The sequence below is a fragment of the Flavobacterium sp. N502540 genome (assembly GCF_025947365.1).
Taxonomy (GTDB): domain Bacteria; phylum Bacteroidota; class Bacteroidia; order Flavobacteriales; family Flavobacteriaceae; genus Flavobacterium.
Map to the genome: position 1 here is coordinate 4,995,522 of NZ_CP110012.1, position 18,704 is coordinate 5,014,225.

Annotated in this window: 16 protein-coding genes, 2 tRNA genes and 1 pseudogene; 10 read left to right on the top strand and 9 right to left on the bottom strand. The window is 34.3% G+C overall.

Features of this window, described 5'->3' with window-relative positions; all coding sequences use genetic code 11:
• Positions 1 to 84 precede the first annotated feature (84 nt).
• The 7 genes and pseudogenes from OLM58_RS20865 to OLM58_RS20895 all read left to right on the top strand — a co-directional run bounded on the left by OLM58_RS20865 (position 85) and on the right by OLM58_RS20895 (position 6,159).
• Positions 85 to 336: a hypothetical protein gene (locus OLM58_RS20865; RefSeq protein ID WP_017495549.1), complete on the top strand. Its 252-nt coding sequence runs from the start codon at positions 85 to 87 to the stop codon at positions 334 to 336.
• A gap of 345 nt (positions 337 to 681) precedes the next feature.
• A complete protein-coding gene (locus tag OLM58_RS20870; protein WP_017495548.1) occupies positions 682 to 1,122 on the top strand; it encodes a KTSC domain-containing protein in 441 nt (146 codons plus the stop codon).
• 259 nt (positions 1,123 to 1,381) lie between these two features.
• Positions 1,382 to 2,143, top strand: coding sequence for a DUF4369 domain-containing protein (locus OLM58_RS20875; protein WP_264530479.1), 762 nt, complete (start codon positions 1,382 to 1,384; stop codon positions 2,141 to 2,143).
• An 18-nt stretch (positions 2,144 to 2,161) separates the two neighbouring features.
• A pseudogene (locus OLM58_RS20880) lies at positions 2,162 to 2,548 on the top strand (peroxiredoxin family protein); the annotation flags it as partial.
• Positions 2,549 to 3,166: 618 nt separating this feature from the next.
• Positions 3,167 to 3,247: transfer RNA gene (locus OLM58_RS20885), tRNA-Tyr, on the top strand.
• A 274-nt stretch (positions 3,248 to 3,521) separates the two neighbouring features.
• Positions 3,522 to 3,602, top strand: a tRNA-Tyr gene (locus OLM58_RS20890).
• A gap of 661 nt (positions 3,603 to 4,263) precedes the next feature.
• Positions 4,264 to 6,159, top strand: coding sequence for a flavin monoamine oxidase family protein (locus OLM58_RS20895; RefSeq protein WP_264530480.1), 1,896 nt, complete (start codon positions 4,264 to 4,266; stop codon positions 6,157 to 6,159).
• Between the two features lie 278 nt (positions 6,160 to 6,437).
• Here the strand turns inward: OLM58_RS20895 and OLM58_RS20900 are convergent, their stop codons facing one another.
• From OLM58_RS20900 to OLM58_RS20915, 4 genes are read right to left on the bottom strand one after another with little or no spacing between them, the layout of a single operon-like run.
• Positions 6,438 to 7,457, bottom strand: coding sequence for a pyridoxal phosphate-dependent aminotransferase (locus tag OLM58_RS20900; RefSeq protein WP_264530481.1), 1,020 nt, complete (start codon positions 7,455 to 7,457; stop codon positions 6,438 to 6,440).
• 18 nt (positions 7,458 to 7,475) lie between these two features.
• Complete coding sequence (locus OLM58_RS20905) at positions 7,476 to 9,347, bottom strand: FAD-binding protein (RefSeq protein ID WP_264530482.1); 1,872 nt, start codon at positions 9,345 to 9,347, stop codon at positions 7,476 to 7,478.
• Positions 9,340 to 10,287 carry a VOC family protein gene (locus OLM58_RS20910; RefSeq protein WP_264530483.1) on the bottom strand — a complete coding sequence of 316 codons (948 nt, stop codon included), beginning with the start codon at positions 10,285 to 10,287 and terminating at the stop codon, positions 9,340 to 9,342. The genes OLM58_RS20905 and OLM58_RS20910 overlap by 8 nt, the downstream gene beginning before the upstream one ends.
• 44 nt (positions 10,288 to 10,331) lie before the next feature.
• Positions 10,332 to 11,174, bottom strand: coding sequence for a DsbA family protein (locus OLM58_RS20915; RefSeq protein WP_264530484.1), 843 nt, complete (start codon positions 11,172 to 11,174; stop codon positions 10,332 to 10,334).
• A gap of 122 nt (positions 11,175 to 11,296) precedes the next feature.
• Here OLM58_RS20915 and OLM58_RS20920 point away from each other — a divergent pair, with 122 nt between their 5' ends.
• Complete coding sequence (locus tag OLM58_RS20920; RefSeq protein ID WP_264530485.1) at positions 11,297 to 11,656, top strand: winged helix-turn-helix transcriptional regulator; 360 nt, start codon at positions 11,297 to 11,299, stop codon at positions 11,654 to 11,656.
• Positions 11,657 to 11,860: 204 nt separating this feature from the next.
• Here OLM58_RS20920 and OLM58_RS20925 read toward each other — a convergent pair whose 3' ends face one another.
• From OLM58_RS20925 to OLM58_RS20940, 4 genes are all read right to left on the bottom strand, one after another.
• Entirely contained in the window at positions 11,861 to 12,313 is a 453-nt protein-coding gene (locus OLM58_RS20925) for an Lrp/AsnC family transcriptional regulator (protein WP_264530486.1), read from the bottom strand.
• A gap of 229 nt (positions 12,314 to 12,542) precedes the next feature.
• Complete coding sequence (locus OLM58_RS20930) at positions 12,543 to 13,535, bottom strand: bile acid:sodium symporter family protein (RefSeq protein WP_264530487.1); 993 nt, start codon at positions 13,533 to 13,535, stop codon at positions 12,543 to 12,545.
• Positions 13,536 to 13,701: 166 nt separating this feature from the next.
• Complete coding sequence (locus tag OLM58_RS20935; RefSeq protein WP_264530488.1) at positions 13,702 to 14,733, bottom strand: methionine synthase; 1,032 nt, start codon at positions 14,731 to 14,733, stop codon at positions 13,702 to 13,704.
• A gap of 30 nt (positions 14,734 to 14,763) precedes the next feature.
• A complete protein-coding gene (locus OLM58_RS20940) occupies positions 14,764 to 15,816 on the bottom strand; it encodes a DUF1852 domain-containing protein (RefSeq protein ID WP_264530489.1) in 1,053 nt (350 codons plus the stop codon).
• A 267-nt stretch (positions 15,817 to 16,083) separates the two neighbouring features.
• On the opposite strand from OLM58_RS20940, the gene OLM58_RS20945 reads away from it, so the two are divergent.
• Together OLM58_RS20945 and OLM58_RS20950 are read left to right on the top strand one after the other, a co-directional pair.
• Complete coding sequence (locus OLM58_RS20945) at positions 16,084 to 16,713, top strand: nitroreductase family protein (RefSeq protein ID WP_264530490.1); 630 nt, start codon at positions 16,084 to 16,086, stop codon at positions 16,711 to 16,713.
• 238 nt (positions 16,714 to 16,951) lie between these two features.
• Entirely contained in the window at positions 16,952 to 17,485 is a 534-nt protein-coding gene (locus OLM58_RS20950) for a GNAT family N-acetyltransferase (protein WP_264530491.1), read from the top strand.
• Positions 17,486 to 17,605: 120 nt separating this feature from the next.
• Here the strand turns inward: OLM58_RS20950 and OLM58_RS20955 are convergent, their stop codons facing one another.
• Positions 17,606 to 18,700, bottom strand: coding sequence for an NAD(P)/FAD-dependent oxidoreductase (locus OLM58_RS20955; RefSeq protein WP_264530492.1), 1,095 nt, complete (start codon positions 18,698 to 18,700; stop codon positions 17,606 to 17,608).
• Positions 18,701 to 18,704: the final 4 nt, after the last annotated feature.

The following is an 18,704-nucleotide window of genomic DNA, read 5'->3' on the forward strand; positions in this document are numbered from 1 at the left end:
AATATACTGAGATTGTTACGAACTCCCTAAAACAAACATAATATTGATTAACTTTGCAACTTCAATTTTAAAACAAACAGAATCATGTCTAAAGATCCACAAGGGAAAATGCTGCAAAAAGGAATTTATACGGGCATCATAGAAAAAGATGAAAACAACAACTATTTTTGTGGTGAGTATCTTTTAGATTATAAAATCGCACATACGAACTTCAATATAGGTGATTGGATCACAATTAAATCTATTATCGAAAATCCAAGCGATATCAGCTATGATAAGTATCCAAAAAAATCTAAAAACTTTGACAAGGCTAATAATAAGCCGGAGAACAAGTAATAAAAGATTAGTTTCAGGTTTCAAGTTTCAAGTTTCAGGTTTCAGGTTTCAGGTCACTTTTAACACAAAGACTGCAAAGATTTACGCGAAGTTCGCAAAGTTTTTATTTATGAAGCTTTGCGAACTTCGTTTTTGGAGTAAATCTTATCTTAAAAAAACCTTGCGGTTTTTCCGATTAATTAGACCCAACACTCAGACCCTGCAATCATAAATCTCAAACAAAAACAAATATTTTTCCGCTCAAAAGTAAAAAGTTAAAAAAAAGTGTACCTTTGCAAAAAATTTGTCGTTTTGAAGTAAAAAACAATCATTTCAAACTAATAGACAAGAAGTTACCTTTTATTTATGAAAAAAATAGTTGAATACCGCAAGTTACTAAACGTAGACAAAACTGCTGAATTAAAAGATTTAAAAACAATCTATCGTAATGCGATGAAAGAATCTCATCCTGATAAATTTCAAGGTGATGATGCTGGTTTAAAAGCTGCAGAAGAAAAAAGTAAAGCTATTATTGAGGCTTATCACTTCTTGGTAAGTATTAATCCTGAAACGATTAAACTTAATTTACCGGAATACACTGAAACGATTTCGACTTGTTCAATTACTGATTATAAATTTGTTGAAGGTCGTTTAATTATCGATTTCTCTAACGGAAGTGTTTACGAATACATTAGTGTTCCTAAAGCAACTTACGTTAAAATGGTAAATGCTGATTCTCCTGGAAGATTTGCAAAAAGACATATTCTTAATTCTTTCACATGGAGAAAGAAAACGAATCAAGAATAGATTTACACCAAAATATCTACAGAAGCACTCTCTCAACGGAGTGCTTTTTTTATGCGTAAAAATTAAAAAAAGCGTTATTTATTTTCATTATAACGATATAATTAAGAGTTTTAAATCAAATAAACCCCACAAACCTTCTGATTACATGACAATTAAACCTAAAAAAACAATAACAAAATTTTAGGTTCCAAAATTCTTTATGTTTTATAATTTTAAATACTTTTGTTGCACAAATCAATTAACTAATTAATTTTTTATAATGAAAAAAATACTTTTTTTACTAACTGCTTCTGCAGCGATTATTTCTTGCAGCAAAGTTAAAGACGGAGAATACCTAATTACAGGAACTGCAACCGGTATCGAAAACGGAAAAACAATCATTCTTCAAGGTCAGGATCCAACAACAAAAATGGCTGTATCTCTTGACACCGTAAAAGTTGAAAACGGAAAATTCGAAATTAAAGGAAAAGTAACAGAACCAGCTTTTCATACATTAATTGTTCAGGGAGCTAATGGTCCAATTCCATTCATCTTAGAAACAGGAGAAATTACTGTTGCAGTTGACAAAGACAGTATCCACAAATCTAAAATTTCAGGTACTTACAACAATGACGAGTATGTAAAATTCAATGAGGATATGACAAAAACTCAAAAAAGTTTAGTTGATTTCCAAAAGAAAAACACTCAAAAAATGCAACAAGCTCAACAAGCTCAAGATACTGCAACCATCAATAGCTTGATGAAACAATACATGACACTTCAAACAGAAGTTCAGGAAAATTCTAAAAAGAAATATTTAGCTTACGCTGAGACTCACCCAAAAGCATTTATCTCTGCTTTAATCATTCAAAGCATGATTAATGACCCAAGTACTGACATCAAAAAAGCGGAAGGTTTATACAACTCTTTAGACGAGTCTTTAAAAAACTCTACTCCTGGAAAAGAAATCAAAACTAAACTAGGACAAATGAAAAATCCTGCAGTTGGTGCATCAGCAGCTCCTGTTGGAAGCCCTAAATGAAGAGCAGATTTTTCAGCTCCAAATCCACAAGGAAAAGTAGTTTCGCTTAAAGAAAGTTTAGGTAAAGTAACTATCGTTGATTTCTGGGCATCATGGTGTGGTCCATGCAGAAAAGAAAACCCTAATGTGGTAGCTATTTACAAAGAATTACACGCTAAAGGTTTAAATATTATTGGAGTTTCATTAGACAAAGAAGCTGCTGCCTGGAAAGAAGCCATCGCAAAAGACGGACTAACCTGGACACAAGTTTCAAACTTAAAATTTTGGGACGAGCCAATTGCAAAACAATATGGTGTTGAATCTATTCCCGCAACTTTTATTCTTGACGCATCAGGAAAAGTAGTTGCTCAGGATTTAAGAGGTCCGGAATTAAGAGCCAAAATTATAGAGCTTTTAGCCAAATAATATTGCCTTTCAGAATAAAGCAAAAAAATCTCCCTAGTGGAGATTTTTTTGCTTTTATATAGTACTACTTAATTAAAGGCTAATCCAAAGAGATGCTCTATTATCGATAAAAAACAAAACACATCTTATCAACCCAATGATCTTCATTTAAAACACAAACAACCTTTCTTTTGACTCACTAAACAAATAAAAAAAATAGCGCTTAATTTCAAAGAAAAAACTATTTAGCAAAGTTTGAAAACGCAACTTATCAAAAGAAGGTCAAAACCTAACTATCTTTGTAAAGCTGCAAATTCCTGCACAAAGAAATGTCAAACATTACAGAGTAGATTTATTTGGTTTAACTGGCATTTATTGTTGCTTTCTGCGAAGAAGCAGTAATTAAACCGTTTAAAAAATCAAAAAAACAAACAAATAACCAGTTATACCTTGTAAAAATAACCCTACTTTCAATAAAGCGCCTAAAAAACTTTATTTTTACTTTATTCAATTCCAACGAATTAAAAAAACAATGTAAAACTAACGTAAAATTAAGTTCATTTTTTGTTTGTAAACATCAAAAACGTTCCTATATTTGCAACCGCTTAGAACAACAAAGCGCAATAATACAAAGCCTTGGGGGAGATACTCAAGCGGCCAACGAGGGCAGACTGTAAATCTGCTGTGTGAACTTCGCAGGTTCGAATCCTGCTCTCCCCACTAAAAGTCCTGAAATCTTTCAGGACTTTTTTTTTGCCGTAATTTCATTTTTTTATCAGTTTACCAGTCCTGAAGCCTCCTTTCTATATTTCCTTCAAAAAAAAAAATATTCCAAGAAATTCTTAAAGTCATTCTTACATAAGCTTTTATCAGTCTAACTACAACTTAAAAAAGTACAACTTAAAATTTAGTTCGTTTTTTGTTTGCAAACATCAAAAACCTTCCTATATTTGCAACCGCTTAGAATAACAAAGCGCAACAAATACAAAGCTTCGGGGAGATACTCAAGCGGCCAACGAGGGCAGACTGTAAATCTGCTGTGTGAACTTCGCAGGTTCGAATCCTGCTCTCCCCACTAAAAAAGTCCTGAAATATTTCAGGACTTTTTTTTTGATATAATAAAACCTGCAAATCTTAAGATTCGTAGGTTTTTTTTCTTTTAAGACAGTTTTCAAACTTTGTAAAAACACTCAAAAGTTTTTTGGCAAAATCGTGTCAAGATCCCGATAGCTTAATGTAAACCTAAGCTTAAATTATACTGCCTGTAGTATAATAGACTTCGGATAGCAATGACCTTTCGTATTCATCAAAAAAAGGCAAAGATAAAACTTAGCTTTAGATGCGACAGAACCTGATATTACTTAGAAGCAGATTCAATTAGCAAAAGCTTCTGGAAATCTTTTTAAATCTAATTAAAAAAAGTAAAAGGCTTACAAAATAAATGTAGGCTTTACTTTTTTATATTTTAATCTTCTTTATAAAACCGCATTCGTACAATAACTCTAAGTAATTTATTTTATTGGAATAAATCAATTTTATTCACAACAAAAAAACATCCATTCACGACAGAAAAATCTTCATTAACGACATCTTTTTCATTTTTTTTATTTTCAATCATTAATTTCATTTCAGAAAATAAAATCTAGTGTTAGAAAGCGTTTTCGAGATTAAACCAAAGAAAATACGAATACCATAGAAATCAAATTTTTTATTTTTTAACATAAAATTTATACAAAATGGGACAGTACAAAAGTCGTCAGGAATTTTTAGAAAACAATCCGAGATCAATTGCATTCGCCGCATTGGCTAAAGCAACAAAAATGCAAGACAAGATTACCAATCAAGCGATTAAACTTAGTCCAAATCAACTAGAAGGAAAGGAGGTTATAATCATCGGGTCAGGTGTTGGGGGACTTACCACCGCGTATGAACTACTCGCTCAAGAGTCTGGTGCAAAAGTAACCATTCTGGAAGCATCTCATAAAACGGGAGGACGCTGCATGAGCTTACGCACAGGGGACACACTCATCGAAGATGAAAACAGTGATTTATTCGATTCGAAACCTGGAAAACCACAAGTTGTTCGATTTAAACGCCCAGTGGGAGACTCAGAACCTTACCTTAATGCAGGTCCTGGTCGTATTCCAAGCAGTCACAAGCGGCTCCTTTCTTACTTAAAACGTTTTTCGGTAGACGTTGAAATATATGTGATGAACTCTGAATCTAATTTGGTTCAAAAGGACGAAAGTTTTGGAGGTAAACCAATGGTTTACCGTCGTTTGGATCATAACACAAGAGGTTGGTTAGCGCACATGGTATACAAAAATGCGGAAGAATTACTTCGCAATTCAGAAGTGGGAATTAGTGAAAGTAATCTTGAAACACGCATTGAAGAATTACAAAGTTTGATGATCAGTTTCGGAGAGCTTGATGTAGATGGAACCTATAGTGCAACGGCTGGATCACCTGGCTTCGAGGATGGAAAAACACGCGCTGGATATGAAGTTTTACCTGGTGTTGCAGCTGGAATTGTAGCCGATGTTTTGAGTTTTGACAAATTACTCGAATCAAAATTTTGGGAAGGCACGAAATTCTATCAACCTACAGATTTTCTTTGGCAACCTACTTTATTTCAACCCGTTGGAGGAATGGATCAGGTGCAACACGCTTTTGCTCAACAAGTGGCTGCTTTGGGAGGAGATATTCTTTTGAATAGTCCTGTGAAAAAAATAAAATGGGACTCAACTAAAGAGAAGTACATCATTTCGGTTGGACAAGTTGGAACAGAAGAACCGATCTATTACGAAGCTGATTATTGTGTTTGCAACCTTGCAATGCCTTTTTTGAAAAACATTCTAGATTCTGATCTCCTAAAATCGGGACTTGAACCTGAATTTAAAGAGGCATTAGAAGCCGTTTTTGTGGCACAATTTGAACCAACACAAGCTCCAGGTTATAAACCTCGCAAAGACGGATACGTTCCGCGTTTTTTAGCCTGTACCTCCAAAGTGGGTTGGCAAGCAAATCGATCTTTATGGCAAGGAAGCCCAATAAATCTCAAGACAATGGCAGTGGAAAAATCCGAAGTAGGAGTTGTACCTATTTTTGGAGGAATCTCTTGGACAGACAATGAAATTCAACAAATTTGGTATCCATCTACAGCATATCAAGACGAAAAAGGCGTGCTCACTGGCGCATATAATTTTGATAAAGTAGCACACGATTGGGGAAAATTACCCGTTGATGAGCGACTTACCAAAGCACGAAATGATGCCAGTAAATTCGGTAATAAATTTGCCGAAGGCTTGGAAGAAGGTGTTGCCATAGCGTGGCAAAATATGCCAAATATCAAAGGGGGCTGGGCATATTGGCAAGCCGTTGGAGATGCGAACTACTCAACGAAACAATTTAACGCTATTGCACAAGGATCTGGAATTATAGATCCGGAAACAAAAAATGTGAGCAATGCTAACTTTTTTATTGTTGGTGATCAAATTTCCTCCCTTCCTGGTTGGCAAGAAGGTGCTATTGCAGCTGCAATAAATGCAATTACAAGAATGGCAAAACCAGAGGTTAAAATACAGCCATTGAAAAATTTACCAGACACTCGTTTGATGGTGGAAGGTATCTAAATCAATTAAATAAAAATGAATGGAACGACGTGGAAGGTATTCTGCGTCGTTTTTTTTTATTATACTGTTTGATTCGAAATTATTACTCTAAATTACTTTTCTAATTTTACTCATGTCTGATATTTTGTTTGCCATAATCCGTATATTTTTAACGAATGTATGGTTCTAACAACATGAAAAAATGAATCGTTTTTAATCGTTAATTAACCACAAAACTTGTGGTCAATTTGCTCCGGAACGGGTGGTCAATTTGACCGGTTTTTCCAAGTAATCAACTACTATACTCCATCACCTATACAAATAGGCTTTACAACTAAACCTTCTATAATTTGAATGATTTTATTATTTTCTTGTTCTGATCCGATTGTTATTCGAAAAAAATTAGGATAATTTCTAACTTTACCAATTATTATCTCTGAATCAATACATCGCTGTATAAATTCATTTTTTAAGCTCTCATTGTAAAACCGAATCGGAATAAAATTTCCATGAGATTTAGAAACCTTAACATCCTTGTCTAAAAGCATTTCATTTAAAGTATGAAACATTTTTTCACGAGCTTCGATAATTCTTTCAATTCTAGGTTGAATAACTTTCTCAAAATTATTTATTAACACTTTGGCGGAAATAATAGTAAACGGTGAGAACTTAAAGGGAAGATCATTTTTTTTCAATTGTTTCTTGATAGTATCTGAACACATAGCATACCCTAATCTAATTGCTGCAGCTCCTAAAGCTTTCGAGAATGTTTTCAAAACAATGACATTGTTATATTTTTGAGTCAAATGTGCGTATGAATCATTCGCAAATTCTGCGTATGCCTCATCGATTAAAAAAACACTAGATGGATCGTTAGCTACTTCAGTTTCTACAAATACCGGATCAATTAAAGTTCCTGTTGGATTGTTTGGTGTACAAAACACATAAATTGAATTCTTACCTCTAGGAAACCCCGCATAATCATAATCTAATTCATCATTAAAACCCCAAGGGATATGGTTTAGATCGAATAATTTTGGGCAAATATCAAATAGTTCGAAACTTGGATTTGGTGTAACAATTCTATTATAGTGCTTTGAAAGCTCTCCTAAGAATCTCATAATTAAGCCCGAAGACCCATTCCCTAGAATCAATGAATCGGCAGGAACACTATTTAATTGAGCAATTAAAGCTATAAGCTCTTGTGGCTCTGCAACTGGATATCTGTTCCAGTCAGAAATTATTAGCTTACTAATTACCTCTTCCTTGATACTTTTTGGGAGATCAGACGGGAGCTCATTTTTATCTAAAGAAATCATAATCTAAATTGAATTATTTTATTTATGGAATATATTTAACATGGAGTGAAAGGTATTTTTAGGGTCGAACTTTATTTTACCAGCTGTCATATCAGGCCAGCGGTTTCCAAAATGTATCGCCCATTCTTCTGGGTTTCCAGGTTTATTAATACTGTCACAAGGATATCTGTTTCCTCCATATTTTAAAGCAATTTGATACAATTCATTGTTTAATTCACTTAAATATCCTACTCGCTCTTTTGTATTTGGATAGGCATTTCTTAATATTCCAATAAAGTAAAAATCCTCCTCAGGCTTTACAAATAAAGGAGTTTGAATGCTTGACGATTTCATTGGAATAACAAGTACAGGGCCATCACTCATATCTGCAGCTTTATGCATCAATTGAAATTCATTCATAAAACCAGAAAACTGTGAAAACGGTATAAAAGTAGCTAACTCTGGATGAGCTGTTTTCCCCTTCTCCTTTTCAGTAATTATTAAGGGTGGCTCTTTTGTTACATAACTAAAAAAATCTTCTTGATAACTATTTTTTAAACCATTCAAAGGAATTTCTTTTTCTAAAAAACATTGATCTTCATATTCATACTGTACCAATTCTACAAAAAAGCTAAACTCCTCTTCGTTTTTGCACTTTTCAGCAACGTAATCGGGATTTTCTGCAACAAAAGTTTGCCCCATTTTCTTTCCAAATTCAACCCTTGTATTGGGAATTAAAAAAGCATGTATGCATTCAAAATCAGGTTCTTTTAGTAGTTGAGTACTTAAATCATGAAACTCCTTAACATTATCAATAAGTAATTTTGTAACGTGCATTATTTTTGGAGCACGATTTAATTTCATTTTAACCTTTGTAATTACTCCAAACTGTCCTAATCCAGACCTTACAAGGTTAAAAAGATCACTATTCTCAGTACGCGAGCATACTCTAATTTCACCATCGCCAGAAACAACTTCTAACTCAAGAACATTATCTGCCTGGATTCCAGAATCATGACTCATAAAGCCCAATCCTCCAGTTGAAATGGTTCCTCCTACAGTCAATTTTTGCCAATCTGTAAGCGTGGGTGGGGTTGCATTTAGTTTTAGAGTTTCTCTTACAAGCTTTTCCCAAGTAATACCACCTTCTACAACAACAGAACCCATTTTTCCATCAAAATCTATTGAAAGAATCTTATTCATGGTCTTGATATTAATAACTATACCTAGATCTATTAAACACTGACCGCTTGCCGAATGAGACATCCCTCTTGTGTTAACTGGAATTTCGTTTCTATTACAATACTTTATTATCTTTTGTACATCTTCTGCTGATTTAGGGTTCAAACACCCAACAGAATTTACAGTAATCATTTGTCCAAAATCTGTTTTCACCTTTTCTAAGGCATCTTCTTCGTTACTGAATTTTCCTTCGAATTTAGGTAACACTTGCTCTGTCATTAACCTATTTATTGTGTATTCTTTCATTATCTTTTTCTCAGATTCCGTGAGTTCGTATTTTCCATCATTTAGAAGCTGCTCCAATATTTTAAACTCAACGTTTAATAAACTTTGAAGATCTAATAACTTTTTACTTAAAGCAGTGGAAGGAATAAATACCTGCACACTCATTTTACCATTGCTTCCATTTCTTATTAAAAACCGAAATTGTTTTTTAATTTCCCCTTCTAAAATCCATGTGAAATCTAGAAAATCATCTAAATAATGATTCTTATTGGTTACACTTATTTTTGTTTTTTCTCCGGTAGAACTAGTAATTTCATAGCATATATCTTCAATTACAACCAAATTGGTATGTACGGTCCAATATTTAAGATTAATAGGTTTCTTTAAAAATTCTATTAATTTTACTTTTTCAACTAAAATCTCTACGCTAAAAATTTTAGTCATGCAACAAGGTTAACGGATAACCAGCATATTCTTTCTCTAACCTTATGCTTCCTCCCTGAACTTTAAAATCTAAATTCAAGGATTCAAGAATATTTTTGCTTTTCTCAAAATTGAATGTTTTTAATGCTAATTCTACCGGAATAACTCCGTTTTGAGATTCCTGAATTTCACTTAACCTCAAAAACTTATCCTTTTCATTAGGGTTAATCATTTTTTCACCTTCTATACTAAACCCTAAAACACTGTTTAGGAACGTTTTTGCACTTTGAACTTCAGCAACGTTAATTTGAATATTATCAATTCTATCAACTTCAATACACTCACTAACTTCAAAATAATTTGTTTTATCTAAAGACTTAATATCATCATCGTTTTTTAAGTTAGGATCATCTAAATATGACTTCATAGTATTTGCTAATCCTGACATATTATCATGTGTAAAGAAACCTTGTTTCTCAGAAGTTTTATCCTCCGTTTCACTTTTTCTTTCTATCAACTCAATGAAGACACCTGTATACTTATTTGAAATAAAAAATTGTCTCAATCCTGATAACGGATCTCTTAAGATCTTATCTGAAGTCATTTCTATTCCTTTAGTTACTAATAGCTCAAAAATATCCTCAATATCATCTACCTCAAAAGCTACATGGTGTATGCCTTGTCCAAACTTCTCATAGAACTTATGAAAAATAGACTCCTTAGTTAAGCCTTCAGTTACCACCATTACCCCTTTTTCATTATTTGGCCACCCAAGAACATAGTTCAGCATATCATGCTTACCTTCTGAAGCTGAACCTGCATTAACTAAAATTGTGTTTATTAACTTGTACCCTAGCACATTTTGATGAAAGTCAGAAACAACTTTGGCATTAGGCACAATCAAAGTATAATGATCTATATTAAAACATTTGATTGGAAAATCTAATTTTTGTTTATTCATTAGTTATATGTTTTGAATTTAATCTTACTCTTTTCTATATTCGTTTACTCTTGTTTCGAATATAACTGACTCCTAACTTTATCTATCATTTGCTTACTTTTTGAAAACCCTTGGGAAATAATTGAAATTTGACCATTTGACTCTAGCAATACCGTAGGAAATGATCTAACCCCCATTTTGCGAGCAAATTGAAAATCTGATTTCACTAACTCTTTTATTTCATTAGATTCAAATCTTTCTTTAAATACTTCCTTTTTAATTCCAAATTCCTCTACAAAATCTAAGTAAGCTTCAACATAATTTGTATTACTATTATCTAAATAAAAGGCTTTTTGCACTCTCTCATAAAATTCATTTTCTACTTCAGGAGCAAGCTTTCTCATTACGACTACTGCTCTAGAAGGTGGTTCTGTATCAAGGATAAATGAATCATCATACAGGATCTTATTATTGATAGGAAGTCCAGTGATTTTAGCCAGGTTATCAAAATGCGGTAGTAAATAATCTCTCATGTTAGTAATTGGCTCTGTCCCATAAGGTCTAAGCCCGCCTAATACCAATTGAAAGTCTAATACTCCATCAAACTCTTTTTTCAACTCTTTAATTTCTGATGAAAATGCCAAACAAGTGGAACATATTGGGTCTCCCACATAAATCAATTTCCCACTTTTAATACCTGATAATGAAGATTCAATCTCATCTTTGGAATTCGAAGATATTGTACACATTCCGGTATTCAAATCACACGCAAAACCGTTATCGTAATCTGTTTTTTTAGTATTAGTAGTATTTTCCATAGCTTTTGAAGTGTTATTTTTAATTAGCGAACAACCAAGAATTATAGCAAAAAACCCGGCTACAATCCAGAAAAAAAATCTCGCTTTCATTGTTTTTTAATTTGTTTTTATATGTGATTACACAAAGTTAAACACAAATAGTATATTTTTGGCATGTGTTTCCTACAGGAAACTGGTTTATTAGAAGAAACTAACTAAATTAACCTACTAAAATGAAAAAAGAAATTATTCTAACACAAGAGTGTAATCGAGAAATAAGAGCCATTTCAGATACTATGGAAGTATTATCTGGAAAATGGAAGATCCAAATAATTGCCACTCTACTTATACATGGCAAAATGCGATTCATGGAGTTAAAGAAGACAACAAATGGTATTGGGGCTAAAAAACTATCTAAAGATTTGGAAGAATTAGAAATAAACAAACTCATTACAAGAACAGTAATGAACACTAAACCTATAACTGTAGAATACGAAATCACTCCATATGGAGGAAAAATGGAGCCCTTAATTAATATAATTACTGAATGGGGTATAAAACATCGAGAACATATATGCAAGAAAAATAACTAAGTCCTGTAGTATAATTTCCTGTTCGGTTTTGTCGCATCTGCCCTCCTACTCACACGCTTATTTTATAAAAGAATCGTGTGAAGAGCAGCTCTTTTGGTTTATCGTAGTTTTTTTTGTTAAATATAAAATAATTCCAAAATGGACTTCATACATTTTCTGTCACAAAAGCTAAGGCGAATTTCAAATAAATAAGCCATCGCAGAACTATCCATACATATTTTTTATCTCCGACATAACAAAGGTACTTTGGGTACTCCCTATACTTTCAACTGATCCTAATTTATTAAACACAAAATCCTGATAATGCTTCATATCTTTGGCAGAAACTTTCATTAAAAAATCGTAATCTCCTGAAATATTGTAACATTCCACAACTTCTTCTATTTTCATAATATCACTAACAAACTGATTCCCTATATTACGATCGTGCTGTTTAAGTTTAATATTACAGAAAACAATAAACCCTCTGTTTAGTTTTTCTGCATCCAACAAAGCTATATATTTCTTAATGTAACCACTGTTCTCTAGTCTTTTAATCCGCTCAAAAACAGGCGATGGCGAAAGATTTACCATTTTAGCAAGCTCTTTTACAGTGTATTTAGAATTATCGTGTAGTATATTTAATAACCGAAGATCAATATCGTCTATTTGCTCCATAGAATATTTTATTTTAAACAGGCTTTAATTCATTTCTAAAACAGAATAAAATTCTCCAAATATAACCAAAAACAATACAAAAATCTTATTTTATACAACTTAAAAACATAACATACTGCAGCGTTTATCTTCACAGTATAAAAATCTAAAGGGCATTATTTTATAGCAGGAAGCGTTATCCTTGGTGCCCTTTATCGAAAAAAGATAAAGGGCCACGCCATAAATAAAATTATACTTCTTTTCGTCGAGCCATACCCTGAGCGATGATACTAGCGGCAATCAATTGCAAGGCATGGTAAAGCATGAGCGGCAGCAATACGATGCCGGTGATAGTACTGTGCTGAAAAAGTACTTTTGACATAACGGTGCCGTGTACCAATGACTTTTTAGACCCGCAGAATAAAACAGTAATACGGTCTTCATCTGAAAAACCAAGCAAGCGGCTGAGTAGTCCAACACAAAAGAAGACGGCAAAAAACAACGTTATCAACCCTGTAGCAAGTCCAGCAAGTTCAAGGGCGGTAAAGCCTTCAAAAAGATGTTCGGAAAATGACTTGCAAAACGACGTGTAAATAATCGTTAGAATAACTGCCTGATCGAAATATTTGAGCTGTTTCTTGTATTTTTCGGCAATCGCGCCGAAACGGGAATTGAGGCTTATGCCAATGATGACAGGCAGCAAGACTTGAAGAATCAACTTTATGACGATATGAGTAACATCAAAATCGCCTGTCGCAGAAGCTATAAACAATCCAACCCAAAGAGGCGTAACGACTACTCCGATCAAACTGGAAATGCTTGCATTGAAAATGGCTGAGGGAATGTTCCCTTTGGCGATGGAAACCATGACCACGGAAGAGGAAACTGTGGACGGCAATGCTGCCAGAAAAAATACACCCATCCAAAGCAGCTCGAAGCCGTTATTGACAAACAACGGGCGAAATGCCAAAACGATGAGCGGAAAAAATAAAAAGGTTGTCAACTGGACGACAATGTGCATTTTCCAATTGGAAAGTCCTGCTTTTAGTTTTTCAACACTCAGTCGCATGCCATAAAACAAGAAAATCAAGGAAACGCCTGCATTGGCAATCTCCTCCAGCGAAACAGGTTCTTTGACCATACCTGGCTTTGGCAAAAAATAAGCCATCAGAATCATGGTGGCTATCATTAACAGGAAACCGTCGAAACCTGCTTTTTTTAATACTTCTAATAATTTCTTCAATGTGTTTTAAATATTATTCCTCCGTAGAGTCAAGATTACAAAATATCTTACGCCGATAAACGTGGATTCTCTAGATTCATTAGTCTGTCCGCAGAGTCGCTCTGTTAAATTCTACGGACAGCAGGCTTCAAACAAGGAAACCCTATTCTAATTAATACATTGAAAACTAAATCCCAAGTTCTTTGCGTATAATTTCTGCTCCTGCGCTTAAAGCACTTAACTTGCCTCTGGCTACGTTTCGAGATAGCGGGGCCATACCGCAGTTTGTAGAAGGGTAAAGATTTTCGGCATCTACAAACTCAAGAGCTTTACGCAGGGTATCAGCTACTTCTTCTGGTGTTTCGATAGTGTTGGTTGCCACATCAATGGCACCTATCATTACTTTTTTACCGCGAACAAGTTCCATTAAATTTAAAGGCACATTGGAATTGTGACATTCTAAAGACACCACATCAATTTTAGATTTTTGAATTTTTGGGAAAATTTCTTCGTATTGTCGCCACTCTGAACCTAATGTCTTTTTCCAATCCGTATTTGCCTGTATTCCATAACCATAGCAAATATGAACCGCAGTTTGACAGTGTAAACCTTCAATGGCTCTTTCTAATGCCGCCATTCCCCAATCGTTTACTTCATCAAAGAACACATTAAATGCAGGTTCATCAAACTGGATAATATCTACCCCTGCGTCTTGAAGTTCTCTTGCTTCTTCATTGAGTGCTTTCGCAAATTCCCACGCCAATTTTTCCCGGCTTTTATAATGGCCGTCGTACAAGGTATCTACCATTGTCAGCGGACCTGGCAATGCCCATTTTATAGGCTTGTTCGTCTGTTTACGTAAAAATTTAGCATCTTCAACAAAAACTGCTTTTTGACGTACCACCTCACCTACAACCACTGGAACACTCGCGTCATAACGGTTACGGATTTTTACTGTTTTACGATTTTCAAAATCTACACCACTTAAATGCTCGATAAAAGTCGTTACAAAATGCTGGCGTGTTTGCTCGCCGTCACAAATGATATCCAGATCTGCCAATTGTTGTTCCTGCAGAGAAATGCGTAAAGCATCTTGTTTCCCTTCCAGTAGCTGATCGCCTTCTAATTTCCATGGTGACCAAAGTTTTTCGGGTGGTGCAAGCCAGGCAGGTTTGGGTAAACTTCCAACAATAGAGGTGGGTAATAATAATTTCTTCATAATAGTATGATTTTAATGCGTTGTAATCAATTAAAGCGTAAAATTAGCAGACCATTGTTCCAGGAGACTTTTGTAAGGCTTAATGAAATGCTCTTCTGCATATTTACCCTGTTCAACTGCCAGTCGGCTGCGCTCTTCGCGATCATAAACCACGCGAGTCAGTGAATAATCTTCGTGTTTAATACTAGGTTGATAGATTTTCCCTGCCACTGAATTTGCATTGTAAATTTCAGGGCGATAAATCTTCTGGAAAGCCTCCATCGTGCTGATTGAGCTGATTAGTCCAAGATCAGTATAATCAGCAAGTAGATCTCCGGAATGATAAAAAGCCATCGGTGCAACACTATTCGGAGGCATGAAAAAACGAACCTTTAAGCCCATTTTAGAGAAATATTCATCCGTGATTGAATACTGATCCTGCAGATACTCAAAACCCAAAACCGGATGCTGATACTCAGTGCGGGTATAAGTTTTGTTGCTTGATACACTTAGACAAATGATCGGTGACATTTTAAAGTGCTCTTTATAAGTGGCTGAACTCACAAAACACTTATAAAGTTTTCCGTGCAAATCACCAAAGTTTTCAGGAATACAAAAATTAGATTTATTTTTATTGTGCTCGATCAATAAAATACTGAAATCATAATCACGAACATAAGAAGAAAAATTATTTCCGGCAATACCTTCGATACGCTGGCCAGTCTTGTGGTCAAAAATATTCGTTTTTAAAACTTCAATCAACGGCAGATTGTTAATACTATTCTTATCATCAATACTCATCGTTACTGTGATGATTTCAAGTTCTACACGATAACGATCGGCTTTTGGATTATCCAAATGAGCCAATGCATTGAATCGATTGTTAATCATATTTAAGGCATTACGTAAGTTTTGCTGGCGATTAACTCCTCTAGCCAAGTTTGCAAAATTGGTTGTCACACGCGTTTGACTTGAGGGGTGATAGTTTTCATCTAAACAAGTGCTCTTTAGTGTGAATGCAAAATCATTCTTGATTGTATTCTGGGTGTTTTCAATATCCTGCTTTTCGTTTATTCCCCTATCTTCTTGTATGTTCGCTTTCATCTGATGATAATGTTTAGTTTTTTTACCCTGCAAATTTGAAAATAAAAGATTAAATATTTTTATTTATACTTAAAATCAGAGAATCATTCTTTTTATACACATATTTAAAGATTATTAATCTTTAAATATGTGCAATAATGAAGGGAAACAGATAATTATTCTTTAGTGACCTAAGATGAGTGATTTGGAGTTTCCCAGAGCGCTTCAAAAACTCGAAAAAGAAAACAATATCATATATATTTGCCAAAAATTAAGATAGATATAGCAATGAATTTGATAGAAAATTTAAAATGGCGCTACGCCACAAAAGCTTACAATAACATTAAAGTAACAGAAGAGAAAGTCGATCAGATCTTAGAGGCTATAAATCTTTCAGCATCTTCTTGTGGTCTACAATCTTACCGTGTCTTTGTTATAAGCAACCTGGAAATCCAAAAAAAATTAGGTGCTGATTCGTATAATGCACAGATTCACTCTTGCTCTCATTTGTTGGTTTTTGCTGCATTCACTGACATATCTCCGACTTACATTGACAATTACATAGCAATGACAGAAAAGCAAAGAGGTCTTGATGCTGGTGCCTTATCAGGATTTAGAAATGGATTGCATTCCTATTTTAGCGATATCAACGCAGAGCAAAAAGCACTTTGGGCTGCCAAACAAGCTTATATTGCACTAGGAACAGCACTTATTGCCGCGGCAGAATTGAAAGTGGATGCCACTCCTATCGAAGGATTTAATGCTTCTATTATCGATGAAGTTTTGGGTTTGAAAGAGAAAGGGCTGCATTCCGCAGTTATACTTGCATTAGGATACCGTGATTTGGAAAAAGACTACATGGCAACTATGAAAAAAGTTCGCTTGCCTATAAATGAAATGATAACGAAAGTTTATTAATGTTATAAGATAGGTTATTTATTATGGGAAAAGTATACGTTCAACCTTGTGGACTTGATACCTTCTCTGTTATAAAAAGCAATTGTCTATTTTTAAAACTATTGAAGAGTTTCATAAACTAACTTATTACAAAAATATAGCGTAACCTTTTTTCTCCTATTTGTTTGCAAATCCAAAATAGCTATATATTTGTGTTAATGGTTAGCCAATAACAACACACCTATATTCAATTAATAAAATGATTTCAATTAAAGAGCTAAATAAAGACAAACTTGATGACTTTTTTCAATACTTGAACATTCATCTTTCTGAAAATGGACAGAAAGGAACAGCACTTTTCCAGCCACTTTCTAAACAGCAATCTACACTTTCGAACGAATGGAAGGCAAAGTTTGAGGACGGAATGAATGAAAAGGCTGGATGGAGAAAAATCTGGATAGCAATAAATGAAGAAGAAAAAATTGTAGGACACATTGACATCCGTTCTCAAAATCAGTCAAATGCAGAACATAGAGTTCTACTTGGAATGGGTGTTGACAGTAATTTTAGAAATTTGAAAATTGGTCAAAATTTGTTAGAATTCATTATTGATTATTGTAAAGATAATCGCAAAATTAGCTGGATTGATTTGCAAGTTTTGACAAATAATATTCCAGCAACCAAACTTTACAAAAAAATGAATTTTGAGGAATTGAGCATAACAAAGGATATGTTTAGAATCGATACTATTTCTTATGATTATACTTCTATGACTCTAAATGTTGAAAATTAAACCAAAACTGGAGTTGCCTCTTACTTTGCCACAAAAAAGTAAGACGGTCAATTTCCCGAATTTATCAAACAGTATTGCCTATTTTCGATTCAAATAGAAACACCGCTTTAAAGATAAACATCACAACCGTCTGTCCCAAAAAGCAGCTGTTCTCCACCTGGTTTCCGCCTGGTAAAAAATACTTTTGTGTTTTAGGTAATGACTCCAAATTTGTTCTGTTTGTTCTGTATACCTTTTTTGAAGTGTTTCACCAAACCCGTACTGTAATAGTAAAGTTTGTAATTGCATGGCACTAGCCATTGCATTGTACATACCTTGCGAAGATAGCGGATCGAAACTTAGTGCTGCATCTCCTAAAGCAACCCATCGTTGCCCGGCTACTTGTTTTAATTTAGTTGAATTAGCAGCAACTGAACCTTTAAAGGTAATATCATTTTCATGTTCGTTTAGTAAAGATAAAATAACCGTATTTTTTTTTGCCAGTTCCAAAAATGAGTCAGTAGTTTTAAGTTCGTTTTTAGCCACTAAATCAGCATCGGTATGAAAAGCCACTACCCTTTTGCCATGAGGAACAACAGTACTATACCACCAACCATTTTCTCTAGCTGAAATAGTACTCATGACATTGGTTCGGGTATTAGGTAAAGTAACCCAACAGGCAATCAATTTATCTTCGACTTGTCGCTTAATACCCAGGCTCTGTGCAAAATGCGATTGACGCCCACTAGCATCAATGACAAAAGATGCAGAAATCGTTGAAGTATGTAAAGAGGTATCACTAGCTCTTAATTGCACCTGCCAACGAGAATTTTCATAAGAACTACTTTGCAGTTTAGAACCCCACAAACAATGTACGCCTCTAGTTTCTGCAACACTTCTCAAATAGGCTTCAAAAGCTTGTCGGTCCAAATTTTTAACAAAACCATCAGGATTTCTTAAATCGTCTACTAAATGCACCTGGTCGCTTCCCCAATAGGACTGCATACCTACGCTTTTACGGTACAAAATGTCTACTTGGTTTTCCAAGCCCTCCAATAAATCCAATTGTCTTAAAATGCGTTGCGAAGCGGGAGCTAAAGATTCTCCAATGCGCTCAGTGGGTTTAGGAAGTTTATCAACTAATGTTACCTGATAAGTATCTGTCAAGGAAATGGCGGCAATACAACCTGCAATGCCGCCACCTATAATTAATATATCTGTTTTTTCTGTTGCCAAACCT

What these genes read in the sequence shown, in the direction of transcription:
- OLM58_RS20865 (WP_017495549.1), top strand. Translation starts at nt 85, where the DNA reads ATGTCTAAAGATCCACAAGGGAAAATGCTGCAAAAAGGAATTTATACG.
- OLM58_RS20905 (WP_264530482.1), bottom strand. Translation starts at nt 9,347, where the DNA reads ATGACTAAAATTTTTAGCGTAGAGATTTTAGTTGAAAAAGTAAAATTA.
- OLM58_RS20900 (WP_264530481.1), bottom strand. Translation starts at nt 7,457, where the DNA reads ATGATTTCTTTAGATAAAAATGAGCTCCCGTCTGATCTCCCAAAAAGT.
- OLM58_RS20925 (WP_264530486.1), bottom strand. Translation starts at nt 12,313, where the DNA reads ATGGAGCAAATAGACGATATTGATCTTCGGTTATTAAATATACTACAC.
- OLM58_RS20875 (WP_264530479.1), top strand. Translation starts at nt 1,382, where the DNA reads ATGAAAAAAATACTTTTTTTACTAACTGCTTCTGCAGCGATTATTTCT.
- OLM58_RS20935 (WP_264530488.1), bottom strand. Translation starts at nt 14,733, where the DNA reads ATGAAGAAATTATTATTACCCACCTCTATTGTTGGAAGTTTACCCAAA.
- OLM58_RS20910 (WP_264530483.1), bottom strand. Translation starts at nt 10,287, where the DNA reads ATGAATAAACAAAAATTAGATTTTCCAATCAAATGTTTTAATATAGAT.
- OLM58_RS20915 (WP_264530484.1), bottom strand. Translation starts at nt 11,174, where the DNA reads ATGAAAGCGAGATTTTTTTTCTGGATTGTAGCCGGGTTTTTTGCTATA.
- OLM58_RS20950 (WP_264530491.1), top strand. Translation starts at nt 16,952, where the DNA reads ATGATTTCAATTAAAGAGCTAAATAAAGACAAACTTGATGACTTTTTT.
- OLM58_RS20870 (WP_017495548.1), top strand. Translation starts at nt 682, where the DNA reads ATGAAAAAAATAGTTGAATACCGCAAGTTACTAAACGTAGACAAAACT.
- OLM58_RS20940 (WP_264530489.1), bottom strand. Translation starts at nt 15,816, where the DNA reads ATGAAAGCGAACATACAAGAAGATAGGGGAATAAACGAAAAGCAGGAT.
- OLM58_RS20895 (WP_264530480.1), top strand. Translation starts at nt 4,264, where the DNA reads ATGGGACAGTACAAAAGTCGTCAGGAATTTTTAGAAAACAATCCGAGA.
- OLM58_RS20920 (WP_264530485.1), top strand. Translation starts at nt 11,297, where the DNA reads ATGAAAAAAGAAATTATTCTAACACAAGAGTGTAATCGAGAAATAAGA.
- OLM58_RS20945 (WP_264530490.1), top strand. Translation starts at nt 16,084, where the DNA reads ATGAATTTGATAGAAAATTTAAAATGGCGCTACGCCACAAAAGCTTAC.